Annotated in this window: 15 protein-coding genes; 14 read left to right on the plus strand and 1 reads right to left on the minus strand. The window is 43.5% G+C overall.

Features of this window, described 5'->3' with window-relative positions; translation table 11 throughout:
• Nucleotides 1–3: 3 nt before the first annotated feature.
• From MHB79_RS07620 to MHB79_RS07645, 6 genes are all read left to right on the plus strand, one after another.
• Nucleotides 4–1,068, plus strand: a complete 1,065-nt coding sequence (locus tag MHB79_RS07620; protein ID WP_321998995.1) for an inorganic phosphate transporter — start codon at nt 4–6, stop codon at nt 1,066–1,068.
• 57 nt (nt 1,069–1,125) lie between these two features.
• Entirely contained in the window at nt 1,126–2,262 is a 1,137-nt protein-coding gene (gene sat / locus MHB79_RS07625; RefSeq protein ID WP_050945075.1) for a sulfate adenylyltransferase, read from the plus strand.
• A gap of 14 nt (nt 2,263–2,276) precedes the next feature.
• A complete protein-coding gene (cysC, locus tag MHB79_RS07630) occupies nt 2,277–2,870 on the plus strand; it encodes an adenylyl-sulfate kinase (protein WP_340989433.1) in 594 nt (197 codons plus the stop codon).
• A gap of 29 nt (nt 2,871–2,899) precedes the next feature.
• Entirely contained in the window at nt 2,900–3,655 is a 756-nt protein-coding gene (gene cobA, locus MHB79_RS07635) for a uroporphyrinogen-III C-methyltransferase (RefSeq protein WP_012009906.1), read from the plus strand.
• Between the two features lie 74 nt (nt 3,656–3,729).
• Nucleotides 3,730–4,515 (plus strand): sirohydrochlorin chelatase, encoded by a 786-nt coding sequence (locus MHB79_RS07640; protein ID WP_321998993.1) that lies wholly within the window; start codon nt 3,730–3,732, stop codon nt 4,513–4,515.
• Nucleotides 4,496–4,999 carry a precorrin-2 dehydrogenase/sirohydrochlorin ferrochelatase family protein gene (locus MHB79_RS07645; protein ID WP_003211818.1) on the plus strand — a complete coding sequence of 168 codons (504 nt, stop codon included), beginning with the start codon at nt 4,496–4,498 and terminating at the stop codon, nt 4,997–4,999. Before MHB79_RS07640 ends, MHB79_RS07645 begins: the two co-directional genes overlap by 20 nt.
• 30 nt (nt 5,000–5,029) lie before the next feature.
• Here the strand turns inward: MHB79_RS07645 and MHB79_RS07650 are convergent, their stop codons facing one another.
• Complete coding sequence (locus MHB79_RS07650) at nt 5,030–6,739, minus strand: Rqc2 family fibronectin-binding protein (RefSeq protein ID WP_226805164.1); 1,710 nt, start codon at nt 6,737–6,739, stop codon at nt 5,030–5,032.
• Between the two features lie 164 nt (nt 6,740–6,903).
• Here MHB79_RS07650 and MHB79_RS07655 point away from each other — a divergent pair, with 164 nt between their 5' ends.
• From MHB79_RS07655 to def, 8 genes are all read left to right on the plus strand, one after another.
• Entirely contained in the window at nt 6,904–9,579 is a 2,676-nt protein-coding gene (locus tag MHB79_RS07655; RefSeq protein WP_340989437.1) for a calcium-translocating P-type ATPase, SERCA-type, read from the plus strand.
• 83 nt (nt 9,580–9,662) lie between these two features.
• Nucleotides 9,663–10,538: a YicC/YloC family endoribonuclease gene (locus MHB79_RS07660; RefSeq protein WP_003211878.1), complete on the plus strand. Its 876-nt coding sequence runs from the start codon at nt 9,663–9,665 to the stop codon at nt 10,536–10,538.
• A 76-nt stretch (nt 10,539–10,614) separates the two neighbouring features.
• The gene (gene remA / locus MHB79_RS07665) at nt 10,615–10,884 is read left to right on the plus strand and encodes an extracellular matrix/biofilm regulator RemA (protein ID WP_008344898.1); all 270 of its coding nucleotides are present in this window, start codon (nt 10,615–10,617) and stop codon (nt 10,882–10,884) included.
• Between the two features lie 9 nt (nt 10,885–10,893).
• Nucleotides 10,894–11,508, plus strand: a complete 615-nt coding sequence (gene gmk, locus MHB79_RS07670; protein ID WP_003212381.1) for a guanylate kinase — start codon at nt 10,894–10,896, stop codon at nt 11,506–11,508.
• A gap of 3 nt (nt 11,509–11,511) precedes the next feature.
• Nucleotides 11,512–11,715 carry a DNA-directed RNA polymerase subunit omega gene (gene rpoZ / locus MHB79_RS07675; protein ID WP_003211647.1) on the plus strand — a complete coding sequence of 68 codons (204 nt, stop codon included), beginning with the start codon at nt 11,512–11,514 and terminating at the stop codon, nt 11,713–11,715.
• Nucleotides 11,716–11,832: 117 nt separating this feature from the next.
• On the plus strand, nt 11,833–13,050 hold the full coding sequence (coaBC, locus tag MHB79_RS07680; protein WP_335364985.1) for a bifunctional phosphopantothenoylcysteine decarboxylase/phosphopantothenate--cysteine ligase CoaBC: 1,218 nt from the start codon (nt 11,833–11,835) through the stop codon (nt 13,048–13,050).
• The gene (priA, locus tag MHB79_RS07685; RefSeq protein WP_340989439.1) at nt 13,047–15,455 is read left to right on the plus strand and encodes a primosomal protein N'; all 2,409 of its coding nucleotides are present in this window, start codon (nt 13,047–13,049) and stop codon (nt 15,453–15,455) included. Before coaBC ends, priA begins: the two co-directional genes overlap by 4 nt.
• A 15-nt stretch (nt 15,456–15,470) precedes the next feature.
• Nucleotides 15,471–15,953: a peptide deformylase gene (def, locus tag MHB79_RS07690; RefSeq protein WP_050945066.1), complete on the plus strand. Its 483-nt coding sequence runs from the start codon at nt 15,471–15,473 to the stop codon at nt 15,951–15,953.
• Nucleotides 15,954–15,955: the final 2 nt, after the last annotated feature.

A 15,955-nucleotide genomic window follows, 5' to 3' on the forward strand; every position in this document is an offset into this window, starting at 1 on the left:
TGTATGGAAATTGCCGCAATTTTATTTAGTTTATTTTTCGCTCTAAACATTGGCGCGAGTGGTGCAGCAGCTTCGATGGGTATCGCGTACGGATCAGGTGCGATTCGAAAGCCGATCTATGCACTCAGTGTATGTGCAGTTGGGATTTTAGCAGGTTCAGTTATTGGCGGTGGTGAGGTTGTCAAAACGATTAGCTCTGGAATTATGCCTGAATCCGTCATTACACTTGAAATTGTTTGTATTATTATTGGTTCTGCTGCATTATCACTCTTTATAGCGAATCTGATGGCCATCCCTTTATCAACGAGTGAGGTGACAGTAGGAGCTGTAGTTGGTGTCGCGGTCGCATATAAAGTATTGTATGTGAAATCCATTTTAGTCATTGTGGCATTTTGGGTTATCATTCCGCTTGTCGCCTTTCTTTTTACCTTTGTTGTAGTCAAAATCATCAGAATGTTCCCTAAACGTAAGCTGTCTAAAAAAGGAACATTTATTTTATCCATTGTTTTAATCCTTAGTGGGTTTTTAGAAGCATTTTCAGCAGGTATGAACAATGTGGCAAATGCAGTCGGTCCACTTGTTGCCGCGGGCGTTTTGTCAGTTGGGCAAGGAACACTTTACGGCGGAATCTTCGTCGCCATTGGAGCCCTCTTGCTTGGTAGAAGAGTACTGGAAACAAACGGAAAGAAAATTACCCGCTATCAAACGGGCGAAGGGATATTGCTTTCCGGTACCGGTGCTGGACTTGTCATCGTCAGCTCTATTTTTGGGCTGCCAGTTCCACTTACCCAAATCACCTCCTCGTCTATCATTGGGCTTGGCATGGCAAAAGGCGGACCTAATATTTTTCATAAACATGTGGTGAAAAAAATGCTGAAAGTGTGGGTAGTATCACCCTTTTTATCACTTAGTCTATCGTATTTGCTAGTGAGTCTTTTCTTAAAAGGGGACTATTACTCTATCTTTATCATGGTGAGTGTACTGCTTGCCTCACTTGGTGCGCTAAGTCTGATGAAGGCAGTCAAAAATGAAAGCAGCTCGATTCATGAACAGGGCGGCGGGATTTAACGACAAATCCGACTATTTACATCTAATAAATATGAACATTGAGAGGAAGATGAACAAATGAGTTTAACACCACATGGTGGCGTATTAATTAATCGAGTAAATGAAGAGTATGACCTCAGCACGGCTGCAAAGGAAATTGAACTAGATGCTATCTCTTTTGCAGACCTTGAACTCATAGCAATTGGCGGGTATAGTCCAATTGAAGGGTTTTTAACAAAAGCTGATTATGAAGCGGTTGTGAGCAGTATGCGGCTAGCAAGTGGTGTCGTTTGGTCTCTTCCTATTACACTGCCAGTGACAAAGGAAAAGGCAGCGGAAATCCATCGAGGCGAGATTGTGCGTCTATCGTATAATGGAACTGTATATGGCGTGATTGAAGTAGAGGATCAATACACACCAGATAAGGAAAAAGAAGCGGTGAATGTGTATAAAACTGATGACCGCAATCATCCAGGCGTGAAAAAATTATTTGAACGCGGTGATACGTACATTGGTGGTAAAATTACACTGACGAAACGAAGCGAAAAACCATTCCCTCAATTTACGTATGAGCCGGAAGAAACAAGACGTCATTTTAAAGAGAACGGCTGGAAAACGATTGTTGGTTTCCAAACGAGAAACCCTGTTCACCGTGCCCATGAATATATTCAAAAGACAGCACTTGAAACCGTCGATGGTTTGTTTTTAAATCCACTTGTCGGTGAAACAAAATCAGACGATATTCCGGCAGACGTGAGAATGAAAAGCTATCAAGTGTTATTGAACGGTTATTACCCAAAGGATCGCGTCTTTTTAGGTGTTTTTCCTGCGGCAATGCGTTATGCTGGACCAAAGGAAGCAATCTTTCACGCGCTTGTTCGTAAAAATTACGGCTGTACTCACTTTATTGTGGGAAGAGATCATGCAGGTGTTGGTGATTATTACGGCACATACGAGGCGCAGGAGTTATTTGAACAATTTACAAGCGAAGAAATTGGCATTACCCCGTTAAAATTTGAACATAGCTTCTACTGTAATACATGTGAAGCAATGGCAACACCAAAAACATGTCCTCACGATAAAAGCGAGCATGTCATTCTTTCAGGTACAAAGGTTCGAACGATGCTGAGAAACGGAGAATTACCGCCAAGCACGTTCAGCCGAAAAGAAGTCATTGAAACATTAATCGAAGGATTAAAAACGACGGTATCTTAATGGGAGGGTATGACATGAGCAACGAACATATCGTGTGGCATGATTCATCTATTACAAAAAAAGAATATCAACAGAAAAACAATCATAAAAGCGGCATTATTTGGCTCACAGGTCTAAGTGGATCAGGTAAATCTACAATTGCAAATGGAGCGGCTAGAGAGCTGTTTGAACATGGTTATCAAGTCACTGTTCTTGATGGCGATAATGTGCGGCATGGATTGAATAAAGATTTAGGGTTTTCAGATGATGACAGAAAAGAGAACATCCGACGTATCGGAGAAGTGGCGAAATTATTTGTTGAGCAAGGAACAATTGTCATCACGGCTTTTATTTCACCATTTCAAGAAGACCGCCGCATTGTTAGACAGTTAGTTGAAGCGGGAGAATTTCACGAAGTGTTTGTGAAATGTGATCTGAACGTATGCGAAGAGCGTGACCCAAAAGGTTTATATAAAAAAGCTAGAAATGGCGAAATTCCATTTTTCACCGGAATTGATTCACCATATGAAGAGCCAGCAGCACCTGAGCTCGTTCTAGATACAGGTGAATTATCGCGTGAAGAGTCCAAACAGCGTCTTGTTGATTATGTAAAGGGAAAAACGAAATAATCGCCTGATGGTAGGGGGAGAAAAGCACGATGGGGAAAGTATACATTGTGGGGGCTGGACCTGGGGATCCAGACTTAATTACATTAAAAGCCCATAAGGCAATACAGCAGGCAGATGTCATTTTATATGATCGTCTTGTCAATCAAGAAATACTCGCCCACGCCAAACCCGAGGCGGAATTAATCTATTGCGGCAAGCTCCCGAATCATCATACGATGAGACAGGAAGCCATCAATGAAGCCCTTGTCACCCATGCAAAGGAAGGGAATGTTGTCGTCCGTCTGAAAGGCGGCGACCCCTTTGTATTTGGCCGCGGCGGTGAAGAAATCGAATGCTTAGCTGAGCACGGAATTCCATATGAAGTTGTCCCGGGGATTACCTCTGGTATTGCAGCAGCTGCTTATGCAGGCATTCCTGTGACGCACCGTGAATTCAGCTCGAATGTTGCGTTTGTCACGGGTCACTATCAAAAGGATGAGCATTTTGAAGAAAAGTGGGAGGCACTGGCTACAGGGATTGATACCCTTGTGATTTACATGGGCGTCAAAAACGTAGAAAGAGTGCAGCAGCTTCTTATAAAAAATGGACGTGATCCAGAAACGCCAGCAGCGTTTATACACTGGGGAACCACGACAAGGCAAAAGACGACTTGCTGCACTGTGGCGACACTGTCTGAAACCGTTGAAAAAGAAGGCATCGAGCATCCAAGCTTAATAGTTGTTGGAGATGTCGTTCATTTTCACCAAAAGCTGAACTGGTTTGAACCTGCCCTTATTGAGAAATGAGATTGATAAAGACAAGACACGTACATTGATCGTGTCTTTTCGTCTGAATAATACAAGTGAGAGGGAGGAGCCGCATGAAACAAGCTGTACTTTATGTTGGGCATGGAAGCAGGGTAAAAGAAGCACAAGATAAAGCCATTTCTTTTATGAAAAGCTGTATGCCGTTAGTAGAAGCCGAAATACAAGAAATTTGTTTTTTAGAACTAACAGCCCCTTCTATAGAGGAAGGCTTTGAAGCCTGTGTGAAAAAAGGAGCTACACACATTGCGATCGTCCCGCTCCTCCTTTTAACTGCTATGCATGCTAAATCGGATATTCCAGTTGAGATTGAGAAAGTTCAAAAACGATACCCGCAAGTGAAGGTCACATACGGGAAACCAATTGGGGTCAATCAAGAAGTGACAAAAGCAGTTGCTGCAAGAATTGAAGAAGCAGGATATCAAGGCGGGAAAGCACGGATTCTTTTAATTGGCCGCGGAAGCTCTGATCCAGATGTGAAGCGAGATGTGTTTGGCATTGCGGACGATGTCCGGCGCCTGCTTCCTCTTGCTGAGGTCTTGCCATGTTTTATTACGGCATGTGAGCCAAATTACCGAGATGTTCTTGCGCAATTAACAGCAGATGATGATGCGCCTGTTTATCTCGTTCCTTACTTGTTGTTTACGGGTATTTTAATGAAAGAGATTGAAAGCGAAGCGGCTCAGGCGAGAGAGAGGCTGAAAGACGTCCGGGTATGCCGGTATATTGGCTTTCATCCGCATGTAAAAGCAGCTTATATTGAACGCGTGCAAGAAACCATTTTAAACAAAGACGATGTGTTTCATTTCCAAGGAGAAAGCCATGCTTCCAGTCCATCTTGATTTAACCAATCAACAAGTGCTCATCGCCGGCGGTGGAAAAATAGCCGCAAGAAGGGCAGAGGTGCTATGCATAGAGCCTTGCCATATCACCATCGTGAGTCCTGATATTTCTAAAGAGATGGCGCGTCTCATTGATACATACAACCTGAATTGGAAAGAAAAGAAAGTGGAAGCTCAAGATGTAGAGGATGCATTTTTCATTGTCGCTGCTACAAATGATCCGGTGGTAAATGAATGGATTGCACAAACAGCACGGCCTCACCAGCTTGTGAATTGTGTGAGCCAATCAGAGCTTGGCAATGTGATCGTGCCAAAGGTGGTCAAAGCAGGGAAAGTGACGATTTCAGTCTCTACAAGCGGTGCAAGCCCAGCCCGGACAAAACAGCTGGCTGCGGAAATTGAGACATTGCTTGAACAAGAGGATGTAGATGCACTTGATGCTCTCTATATCGAAAGAAAAAAACAACAAAGAAAAAGCCGATAAAATCTCTTGAAAGGATTTTATCGGCTTTTATTATTTTCGCAGCTTTAGAACCACATCTTCGTCAGGCGTGACAAATAATGTTTGCTGTTGATCATACGTCACAAATCCGGGCTTGGCTCCATTTGGTTTTTTCACATGCCGGATTTTCGTGTAATCGACAGGAACGGAGCTCGACTCCTTTGCCTTCGAGAAGTAGGCAGCGATTTGAGCCGCTTCAAGTAGCGTCTGTTCGTCAGGCGTTTGATGACGGATGACGACATGTGATCCAGGAATATCTTTCGTGTGCAGCCAAATATCGTCACGGGCAGCCGCCTTTGTGGTTAAATACTCGTTTTGTTTGTTGTTTTTTCCGACTAATATCGGAATCCCTTGAGACGATTCATACGTTTCAAGCTGAATGGCCGCCGTTTTTTTCTTTTTGGCGTTGCGCTTTTGTTTGGCGCGTAAATATTTCCCTTCAACAAGCTCTTCTCTCATTTCCTCTAAATCCTTCGGTGAGGCAGAGGACAGCTGCTGAATCAACTCATCAAAATAAGCAATCTCTTCATGCGTCCGCTCAATTTGTTCATTGACCGCTTCCACTGCATTTTTTGCCTTTTGATATTTTGTGAAATATGCTTGCGCATTTTCAGAAGGGGTTTTGTTTGTTTTGAGCGGTATCGTGATCTCTCCACCATCTTCATCGTAATAATTGATGACAGTCGCTTCTTTATCCCCTTTTTTGATGGCATATAAATTGGCTGTTAGCAATTCGCCATAGAGCTGGTATTTATGGGCATTTTGAGATTCTTCAAGGGTTATGTTCAGTTTTTTGAGCTTGTTTTCATTTTTCTTTTTTTCATTTATGACAAACCGTTCAAGGTCAGAAGCTTGTTGTTTCACTCTGTCTCTTTCAGCTTTGCCGAAATAAAAGCGGTCAAGCAGCTGGCTGAGAGAGTCGAATGTCTTCATTTCGCCTTGGACATGCTGCAGTTCTAATAAATAGAAATACTCCTTCCCATCTTTTCTTGTCAGCTGCGGGGTAAAGGAATGCATGCGAATCAGCTGGAACATGTCGAGTAGTGTATTTGGAATTGTTTCCTGATTGGCAAGACCGGCCCTGTGAACAGCTTCCTTTGCAAACAGCGGAGAAACCCCAGAGAATGTATCGACAATTTGCTTTGTGATCATTCCTTCTTGAAAGCGTAAATGCTTTAAAATATCGTCCTTCGTTACTGCAAACGGATTTAATTTTTGCTGCGCAGGCGGCAGAAGGTATTCGTGCCCAGGAAGCACTGTTCGATAGCTGTTCACAGATGGAGAAAGATGCTTCAAGCCATCGATGATCTGCTGCGTGTCATCTTCGACAAGAATCAAATTACTATGCCTTCCCATGATTTCAATGTAGAGCTTTCGCGTCTGTTCGTCGCCAATTTCATTGCGGCTTCGTACATGAAGTACGATCACACGGTCAAATCCAATTTGTTCGAAACGCTCAATGAATCCGCCCTCAAGATGCTTTCTAAGGAGCATACAAAACATTGGAGGTTCGCTTGGATTGTCATATTGCTGCTCTGTGAGCTGCACTCTAGCGTAGCTCGGATGAGCGGATAAAAGGAGCTTATGATTCTTTCCGTTTGCCCGGATATGAAAAATCAGCTCGTGCTTATATGGCTGATGAATTTTTGAAATTCTTCCACCAGTTAATGTCTCTTGCAATTCATTTGTCATACCATATGTAAAAATGCCGTCAAATGACATGTTGGATACACCCTCTTCTTTCACACAAATCTACTGAAAGAACCTTCCATTTCTCGTTCTTTAGGCAGTCTTATTATTATAGCATGATTTAGGACGAGTCTGAATAAACTGGCTTATAGAACACTGCATATGAGAGAGAACAAAAGAGGAGTGGACGAGGTCAAATGAATTGGCATGAACTGAACCAAACCGATTTATTAAAAACAATGAATACATCGATAGGTGACGGACTGTCAGAAAAAGATGTACAAAAACGGCTTGAAAAACACGGGCCAAATGAATTGCAGGAAGGGAAAAAGGCGTCAGCTCTGATCATTTTTTTAGCGCAATTTAAAGACTTTATGGTGTTAATCTTACTTGCAGCAACGATCATTTCTGCTTTTCTAGGCGAATACATTGATGCAGTAGCCATTGTAGCGATTGTTCTGATTAATGGAGTGCTCGGCTTTTATCAAGAACGCCGGGCGGAAAAATCCCTTCAAGCACTAAAGGAATTATCAACCCCACATGTGTATGCAAGGAGAAATCATGAATGGATCAAGATCCCGTCTAAACATCTCGTGCCAGGGGATATTGTGAAATTTTCAAGCGGAGACCGGATTGGGGCAGATATTAGATTACTAGAAACAAAGAGTCTGGAAATCGAGGAGTCTGCTCTCACTGGCGAATCCATCCCAGCAGTTAAACACGCAAGTCCGCTTTCTAGCAATCATGTCTCGCTTGGAGATTTGACGAACATGGCCTTTATGGGGACGCTTGTCACTAGAGGAAGCGGCGTGGGCGTTGTCATTGGTACAGGAATGAATACAGCGATGGGGCAAATTGCCGGCATGCTGGATGCCGCAGGGAATATGGAAACACCGCTGCAAAGACGTCTCGAACAGCTGGGGAAAATCCTCATTGTGGCTGCTTTATTTTTAACGGTGCTCGTTGTGGTTCTTGGCGTTGTGCAAGGACATGATTTGTATCATATGTTCCTGGCGGGAGTATCACTTGCGGTTGCTGCCATTCCTGAAGGCCTGCCGGCGATTGTCACCGTCGCACTTTCCTTAGGAGTGCAGCGGATGATCAAACAAAAATCGATTGTCAGAAAGCTCCCGGCGGTGGAGACTCTTGGCTGCGCGTCGATCATTTGCTCAGATAAAACAGGAACCATGACGCAAAATAAAATGACTGTGACCCATGTATGGGCAGAGGGCAAAACGTGGAATATTTCTGGTACGGGCTATGAGCCATCTGGTAATTTCACCTTGAACGGAGAACTTGTCCATGTAGACAAACATCCAAGCCTGCAAAAGGTGTTATTATATGGGGCGCTTTGTAATACATCGACCATCGTTGAAAAAGATGGCGAAATGAGGCTTGATGGTGATCCGACAGAGGGTGCACTTCTCACCGCAGCACGTAAAGCGGGTTTTACAGAGCAATTCATCGAAGCAGGATTTCACGTGGTAGAAGAGTTTCCTTTTGATTCAGAAAGAAAGATGATGTCAGTCGTCGTCGAAACGAATCAAAAAGAGCGGTACGTCATTGCAAAAGGTGCGCCGGATGTCCTGATGAACCGTTCAAGCCATATCATGCACGGCGGACGCACAGCTTCATTTTCAACCACTCACAGGCAAGAAACAGAGGCTGCGATTCAAGGTTTAGCAAGACAGGCGCTGAGAACGATTGCCATTGCGTATAAAAAAGTTGGTCTGACCGAAACAATCACCACTGTCCAGCAGGCTGAAACTGATTTAACTTTTATCGGACTAGAGGGCATGATCGACCCGCCTCGTCCTGAAGTGAGACGAGCGATTAAAGAGTGCAGGGATGCGGGCATAAAAACAGTCATGATTACAGGGGATCACGTGGAAACAGCCAAAGCGATCGCAAAAGACTTGAGCCTTTTACCAAAGCAAGGAAAGGTGCTCGACGGAAAAGCGCTGGATCAGCTGAGTGACAAAGAGCTTGAGCAAACGGCTGAAAATGTATACGTCTTTGCACGGGTATCACCGGAGCATAAGCTGAGAATTGTGAAGGCCTATCAAAAAAATGGACATATTGTAGCGATGACAGGTGACGGGGTCAATGATGCGCCTGCAATTAAGCAAGCAGATATCGGTATCTCCATGGGCATCACTGGAACAGACGTAGCCAAGGAAGCGTCCTCTCTTATTTTACTTGATGACAACTTTGCGACCATTAAATCGGCCATTAAAGAAGGCCGAAATATTTATGAAAACATTCGTAAGTTTGTTCGCTATTTGCTCGCATCAAATGTGGGAGAAATTTTGGTTATGCTGTTTGCGATGCTTCTAGCGCTTCCGCTTCCTCTCGTTCCTATTCAAATTTTATGGGTCAACCTCGTCACAGATGGTCTCCCGGCGATGGCGCTTGGTATGGATAAGCCAGAAGGCGATGTCATGAAAAGGAAGCCGAGGAATATGAAAGAGGGGATTTTTGCTAGAGGGCTCGGCTGGAAGGTTGTATCTAGAGGGTTCCTCATTGGACTTGCGACCCTTTTAGCATTTATGTTTGTGTATCACCGTGATCCAAACAACCTGCCATATGCACAGACTGTTGCATTTAGTACGCTTGTGTTGGCGCAGCTCATTCATGTATTTGACTGCCGCAGTGAACGATCCATCTTTGAACGCAATCCATTCGGGAATCTCTACTTAATCGGTGCGGTATTGTCATCACTTTTACTGATGTTTGTGGTCATTTATTATCCGCCGCTTCAGCCGATTTTCAAAACGGTGGCGATTGCACCAATTGATTGGCTGCTGATCATCGGTATGTCTGCACTGCCAACTTTTTTACTGGCAGGATCACTTTTGACAAGAAAAAAATAATTCGTTATGGTATAATTTTGAGGTAATAGTGTCTGCTATTACCTTTTTCATTTTATTAATATGAAAGAATTGGGTGTTTTGACATGATACGCAGTATGACGGGATTCGGCCAAGCGAGTAAAACGGATGGAGAACTGACAGTGTCAGTTGAGCTAAAATCGGTCAATCACCGTTTTAAAGAGGTTCATGCCCGTTTGCCGAGGCCGCTTTTATATTTCGAAGACACATTAAAAAAAATCATTCTTCGTCACGTGCAGCGCGGTAGAATTGAGCTGTTTGTTACGATTGAAGGCGGTAAACTAGCAAGCCGGTCCTTGCAGATCGACTGGCCGCTGCTTGATGAATACATGAAAGCCGCAAAAGATCTCGAGAAACGCTATCACATTTCAGGCATTCAGCATGCACATGACTTACTGGGGCTGGAGCATGCCGTTCAAGTAGAAGAATCCGCTAGCCGAAATGAGCAATTAGAGCAATTGCTGATGGAAGCTTGTGAAACGGCTGTCAAGGAGCTTTGCTTCATGAGAGAGCAGGAGGGAACATCACTTCAAAAAGACTGTGAGCTGAGGCTTTCTGAATTAGAGGCCTATACAGAAGAAATCAAAGTCTTTGCACCCGAGGTTGTGAGTCAGTATAAAGACAGGCTCAATCAGCGATTGCAAGAATGGATCGGAGAGGCGCTTGACGAAAGCAGATTGACAACAGAGGCTGCGATCTTTGCTGACCGCTGTGACATTACAGAAGAGATTACGAGATTGAAAAGTCACTTTCAGCAATTCCAGCAAATCTTGATGCAAGGCGGTGCTGCTGGCAGAAAACTTGATTTTCTTGTACAGGAGCTCAACCGTGAAGTGAACACCATTGGCTCAAAAGCGAACCATCATCATTTAACTAAGCTGGTGGTTGAAATGAAAAGTGCTATTGAAAAAATAAAAGAACAAGTGCAGAATATAGAATAGTCATTGTGTATGCTGTTTACAGTACGTCTCTTTCGGCGAGACTAGAGACGTTTATAATACAGGGGGACGTTAGAAGATGACCATAAAGTTGATCAATATCGGATTTGGAAACATCATTTCAGCGAATCGGATGATTTCGATCGTCAGTCCGGAATCAGCACCGATTAAACGAATGATACAAGACGCAAGAGATCGAGGCATGCTCATAGATGCTACATACGGAAGAAGAACCCGTGCTGTTGTCATTATGGACAGTGACCATGTCATCTTATCTGCCGTTCAGCCTGAGACTGTCGCGCAAAGACTTTCTGTAAAAGAAGAAATCATAGATGAAGGGCAGGGGTAATACGCCATTATGAAAGAAAGAGGACTTTTAATCGTTCTCTCTGGACCTTCGGGAGTTGGAAAAGGAACGGTCAGACAAGCCATTTTCTCCCAGGAAGATACGAAATTTGAATACTCAATTTCTGTGACAACACGTAAACCGCGTGAAGGAGAAAGAAATGGTGTCGATTATTTCTTTAAATCCAGGGAAGAATTTGAACATATGATTGAAAACAAAAAGCTGTTAGAATGGGCAGAGTATGTCGGGAATTACTACGGCACACCTGTTGACTATGTAGAACAGACATTAAGCGAAGGAAAAGATGTTTTCCTTGAAATCGAAGTGCAAGGTGCACTTCAAGTAAGAGAAGCATTCCCAGAAGGTCTTTTTATTTTCCTTGCACCGCCTAGTCTTTCAGAACTTCAGAACCGCATCATTACACGTGGTACAGAGTCTGAGGAGCTCATTCGAAATCGAATGGCTGCTGCAAAAGAAGAGATTGAAATGATGGATGCTTACGACTATGTCGTGGAAAACGATGATGTCGAGCTTGCTTGTGAAAGAATCAAAGCGATCGTCCTTGCAGAACACCTGCGCAGAGACAGAGTCGCACCAAGATATAAAAAAATGCTGGGGGTAGAATAAACTATGTTAGATCCTTCAATTGACTCATTGATGAACAAACTAGATTCAAAATACACACTTGTGACAGTATCTGCACGCCGTGCACGTGAAATGCAGATCCACCAAGATCAGCAAATCGAAAATACGAAATCTTACAAATTTGTAGGTAAAGCACTTGAAGAAATCGATGCCGGTCTTTTGACATTTGAAAAAGAGGATCAAGAATAACACATCGCTTCTGCTATGCAGATACGATACGTTCAAAAAAGTCAAAACTATGATTGGTTTTGACTTTTTTGAATTGTAGACGAATTTGTGAAAAAGGCCGTTAAGGGGGACAAACAAATGTTACAGTCAAAAAATATTTTGCTCGGCGTCAGCGGAGGAATCGCCGTATATAAAGCAGCTGCACTTACTAGTAAACTCGTACAGGCGGGCGCAAATGTAAGAGTGATTATGACGGAATCTGCTCGTGAGTTTGTGTCTCCGCTTACCTTCCAAGCTCTGTCTCGACACGAGGTGTATGTGGATACATTTAAAGAAAACAATCCAAAAGTCATTGCGCATATTGACGTAGCTGACTGGGCGGATCTCATTCTAGTTGCCCCTGCAACAGCACATACGATTGGTAAAATGTCGGCAGGGCTTGCAGATGATATGCTCACGACGACCTTACTTGCTTCAACTGCTCCTGTATGGATCGCACCAGCTATGAATGTGCATATGTATGATCACCCGGCTGTAAAGCGGAACATTCGCACATTATATGAGGACGGCTACCGGTTTATTGAACCGAGTGAAGGTTATTTAGCCTGTGGCTATATTGGAAAAGGGCGATTAGAGGAGCCTGAAAAAATAGTTGAGCACATCCGTGCATTTTTTGAAGAGCCAAAAAACTTACCGCTTTCAGGTAAAAAAGTCGTGGTGACAGCAGGTCCTACACGAGAAGTCATCGATCCTGTGCGTTTCTTTACAAATCGATCGTCTGGAAAAATGGGCTATGCAATTGCAGAGGCTGCGCAGCAAATGGGGGCAGATGTCACGCTTATTTCAGGACCTGTTTCTTTAACGGCACCTAATCATGTACATGTGGTGCACGTTGAATCGGCAGAGGACATGTATCAAGCCGCATTAGCTGTGTACGAGGAAGCGGACCTTGTCATTAAATCAGCAGCAGTCGCCGACTATACCCCTGTGACCTCATATCCTCATAAAATGAAAAAACAGGACGGCGGCTTAGAAATTGAATTCACCCGGACAAAAGATATTTTAAAAGAGCTGGGGAAAAGAAAAGAGCATCAAGTGCTTGTCGGTTTTGCAGCTGAAACGCAGGATGTAGAATATTATGCGAAAAAGAAAATCGAATCCAAGCATTTAGATATGATTGTGGCCAATAATGTCACAAAAGAAGGTGCAGGGTTTGGCACAGACACAAATGTAGCAGCAATCATCAAAGCAGATGGTACAACAACAGAACTGCCGATGATGAGTAAAAAAGACCTCGCTTTTGAAATCTTAAAGGAGGCAAAACAGCTGTTGCCAAAAGAGCGTGATCGCGCATGATTGCTGAAGTTATCGTAGATGTCACAACGAAAGCCATTGACCGGCCATTCGATTACCGTGTACCAGATCGATTCAAAGATCTCGTCAAAGCGGGAATGAGGGTGGTCGTTCCCTTTGGCCCGAGGAAGATTCAAGGGTTTGTGACAAAAGTCAAAGAAGAAACAGACGTAAAAACAGGAAGCATAAAGGACATTGTCGATTTATTTGACTTATCACCTGTTCTGACAGATGAGCTATTGGAGCTTTCCCACTGGCTGACGGAAAAAACATTGTCCTATCACATTACGGCACTTCAATCGATGCTGCCTGCAGCCATGAAGGCGAAGTATGAAAAAGAAATTCAAGTGCTGTCAGATGAAGAACTTCCGCAGTCATTGAAAGAGCTTTTCGGTCAGCGAGATAGCATTCTTTACGCTGACATCCCAGCCGAACAACTAAAACAGATTCAAAAGCATGTCCAAAAAGGTCATCTAGAGGTAAGGTATCACGTCTCCCAAAAATCTGGAAAGAAAAAAGTGCGCACGCTCCAACTAGCTGCATCAAAAGATAAGCTTGAAGAAAAACAGCAGCAGCTGAAAAAAAATGCGGTGAAACAAAAGGCTCTGCTCTCCTTTTTGCTTCAAGCGAGTGAGACGACCTTTTTAGCGAAAGACTTGCAGCAGCAAACAGGCGCGAGTTCTCAATCGCTTAAAACCTTTATTCAAGAAGGGCTGCTAACAGAAAGCTATGAAGAGGTCTACCGGGATCCTTATCGTGACCGGGCATTTACACCTTCTGCTTCACTTGACCTTATGCCAGAACAAGCAGAAGCGGCAAAACATATACATCAAGCAGTCAGCGATGACCGGCATGAAACCTTTCTGCTGCACGGGGTGACAGGAAGCGGTAAAACGGAAATATACTTGCAGACGATTGATCATGCCCTACAAAAAGGAAAAGAAGCGATTGTCCTCGTTCCAGAAATCTCGTTAACCCCTCAAATGGTTCAGCGGTTTAAAGAACGATTCGGTTCAAATGTGGCTGTACTTCATAGCGGATTATCGACAGGGGAAAAATATGATGAATGGCGGAAAATCCACCGCAAGGAAGTCAAACTTGTCGTGGGCGCGAGATCGGCTGTTTTCGCACCATTTGAAAATCTAGGCATGATTATCATAGATGAAGAGCATGAATCTTCTTATAAACAAGAGGAAATGCCTCGTTATCATGCCAAGGACGTCGCCATTGAACGAGCCAAAAGGCATCGATGCCCAGTTGTTTTAGGTAGTGCAACTCCTTCACTTGAAACCTACGCGCGTGCCAAAAAAGGCGTGTTTACATTGCTGACGCTCAAAAACCGAGTCAACCAGCAGCAGCTGCCGCACGTTTCGTTAATTGATATGAGAGAAGAATTGAGAAATGGCAACAGGTCCATGTTTTCAGAAGAATTAATGCTCAGATTAAAGGAAGTGCTTGAAAGAAAAGAACAAGCCGTCTTATTTCTGAATAAAAGGGGCTATTCATCCTTTGTGATGTGCCGTGATTGCGGATATGTGGAGCAATGTCCTCATTGCGAAATTTCTCTCACCTATCACCGCTATCAAAAACGGCTGAAATGCCATTATTGCGGTCACGAGGCACCGGTGCCAGCTGAATGTCCAGAATGCCATAGTGAGCATATTCGCTATTTTGGTACGGGTACACAGCGTGTAGAAGAAGAGCTGACAAAAGTACTGCCAGAGGCAAGAGTCATCCGAATGGATGTAGATACAACGTCTCGTAAAGGTGCTCATGAAAAGCTCCTCACATCTTTTGGCAATAAAGAAGCAGATATTTTGCTCGGGACGCAGATGATTGCAAAAGGGCTAGATTTCCCAGATGTCACACTTGTTGGTGTTCTAAGTGCGGATACGTCTCTTCATATCCCTGATTTCCGTTCAAGTGAAAAAACATTTCAGCTTCTCACGCAGGTCAGCGGCAGGGCAGGACGACATGAAAAAGCGGGCTCTGTGATCATTCAATCGTATACGCCTTCTCACTATAGTATTGAATTAACGCAGCAGCATGACTACGAAGCCTTTTATGAACAGGAGATGCTGCATCGCCGCCACCAGTCCTATCCGCCGTATTACTTTTTGGCGATGGTGACAGTATCACATGAGGAAGTGACGAAGGCAGCGCATGTCACGGATCAAATTGTTCAGTTCCTAAAAATGAACTGTGCACCGAATACAAGAATTCTTGGTCCGGCTGCATCACCAATCGCTAAGATCAAAGATAGATATCGATATCAATGCGTGATAAAATACAAAAGGGAAAATGAACTGGCAAGTTTACTACGGAAAATACAAGATCATTATCAAAAGGAAATGGAACAAAAACAATTGATGATTTCAATAGATATGAATCCATATATGATGATGTAAAACGGAGGGCTTTAAGTGGCAGTCAAACCAATAGTCATGCATCCGGCAGAAGTACTCGAACAAAAGGCAGAGCCTGTCGATACGTTCGATAAAAAGCTCAAAAAACTGCTTGATGATATGTATGATACAATGCTTGAGCTAGATGGAGTCGGACTAGCAGCACCACAAATCGGCATTTCACAAAGAATTGCTGTTGTCGATATCGGAGAAGAAACGGGCAGAATTGATTTAGTGAATCCCGAGGTTCTTGAAGTGAAAGGAAGTCAAACAGATATTGAAGGCTGCCTGAGCTTTCCATCTTTATACGGCACAGTAGAAAGACCGAGCTATGTGAAGGTAAAAGCCTTTGATAAGAAAGGCAAACCATTTACAATAGAAGCAGAAGGATTTTTAGCAAGAGCCTTATTGCACGAAATTGATCATTTAGACGGCATATTATTTACGTCGAAAATCATTCAAACCTATACAGAAAAAGAACTTGCGGAAATGGAAGGGTGAAG

The organism is Bacillus sp. FSL M7-0558, assembly GCF_038003245.1.
Classification (GTDB): Bacteria; Bacillota; Bacilli; order Bacillales; family Bacillaceae; genus Bacillus; species Bacillus pumilus.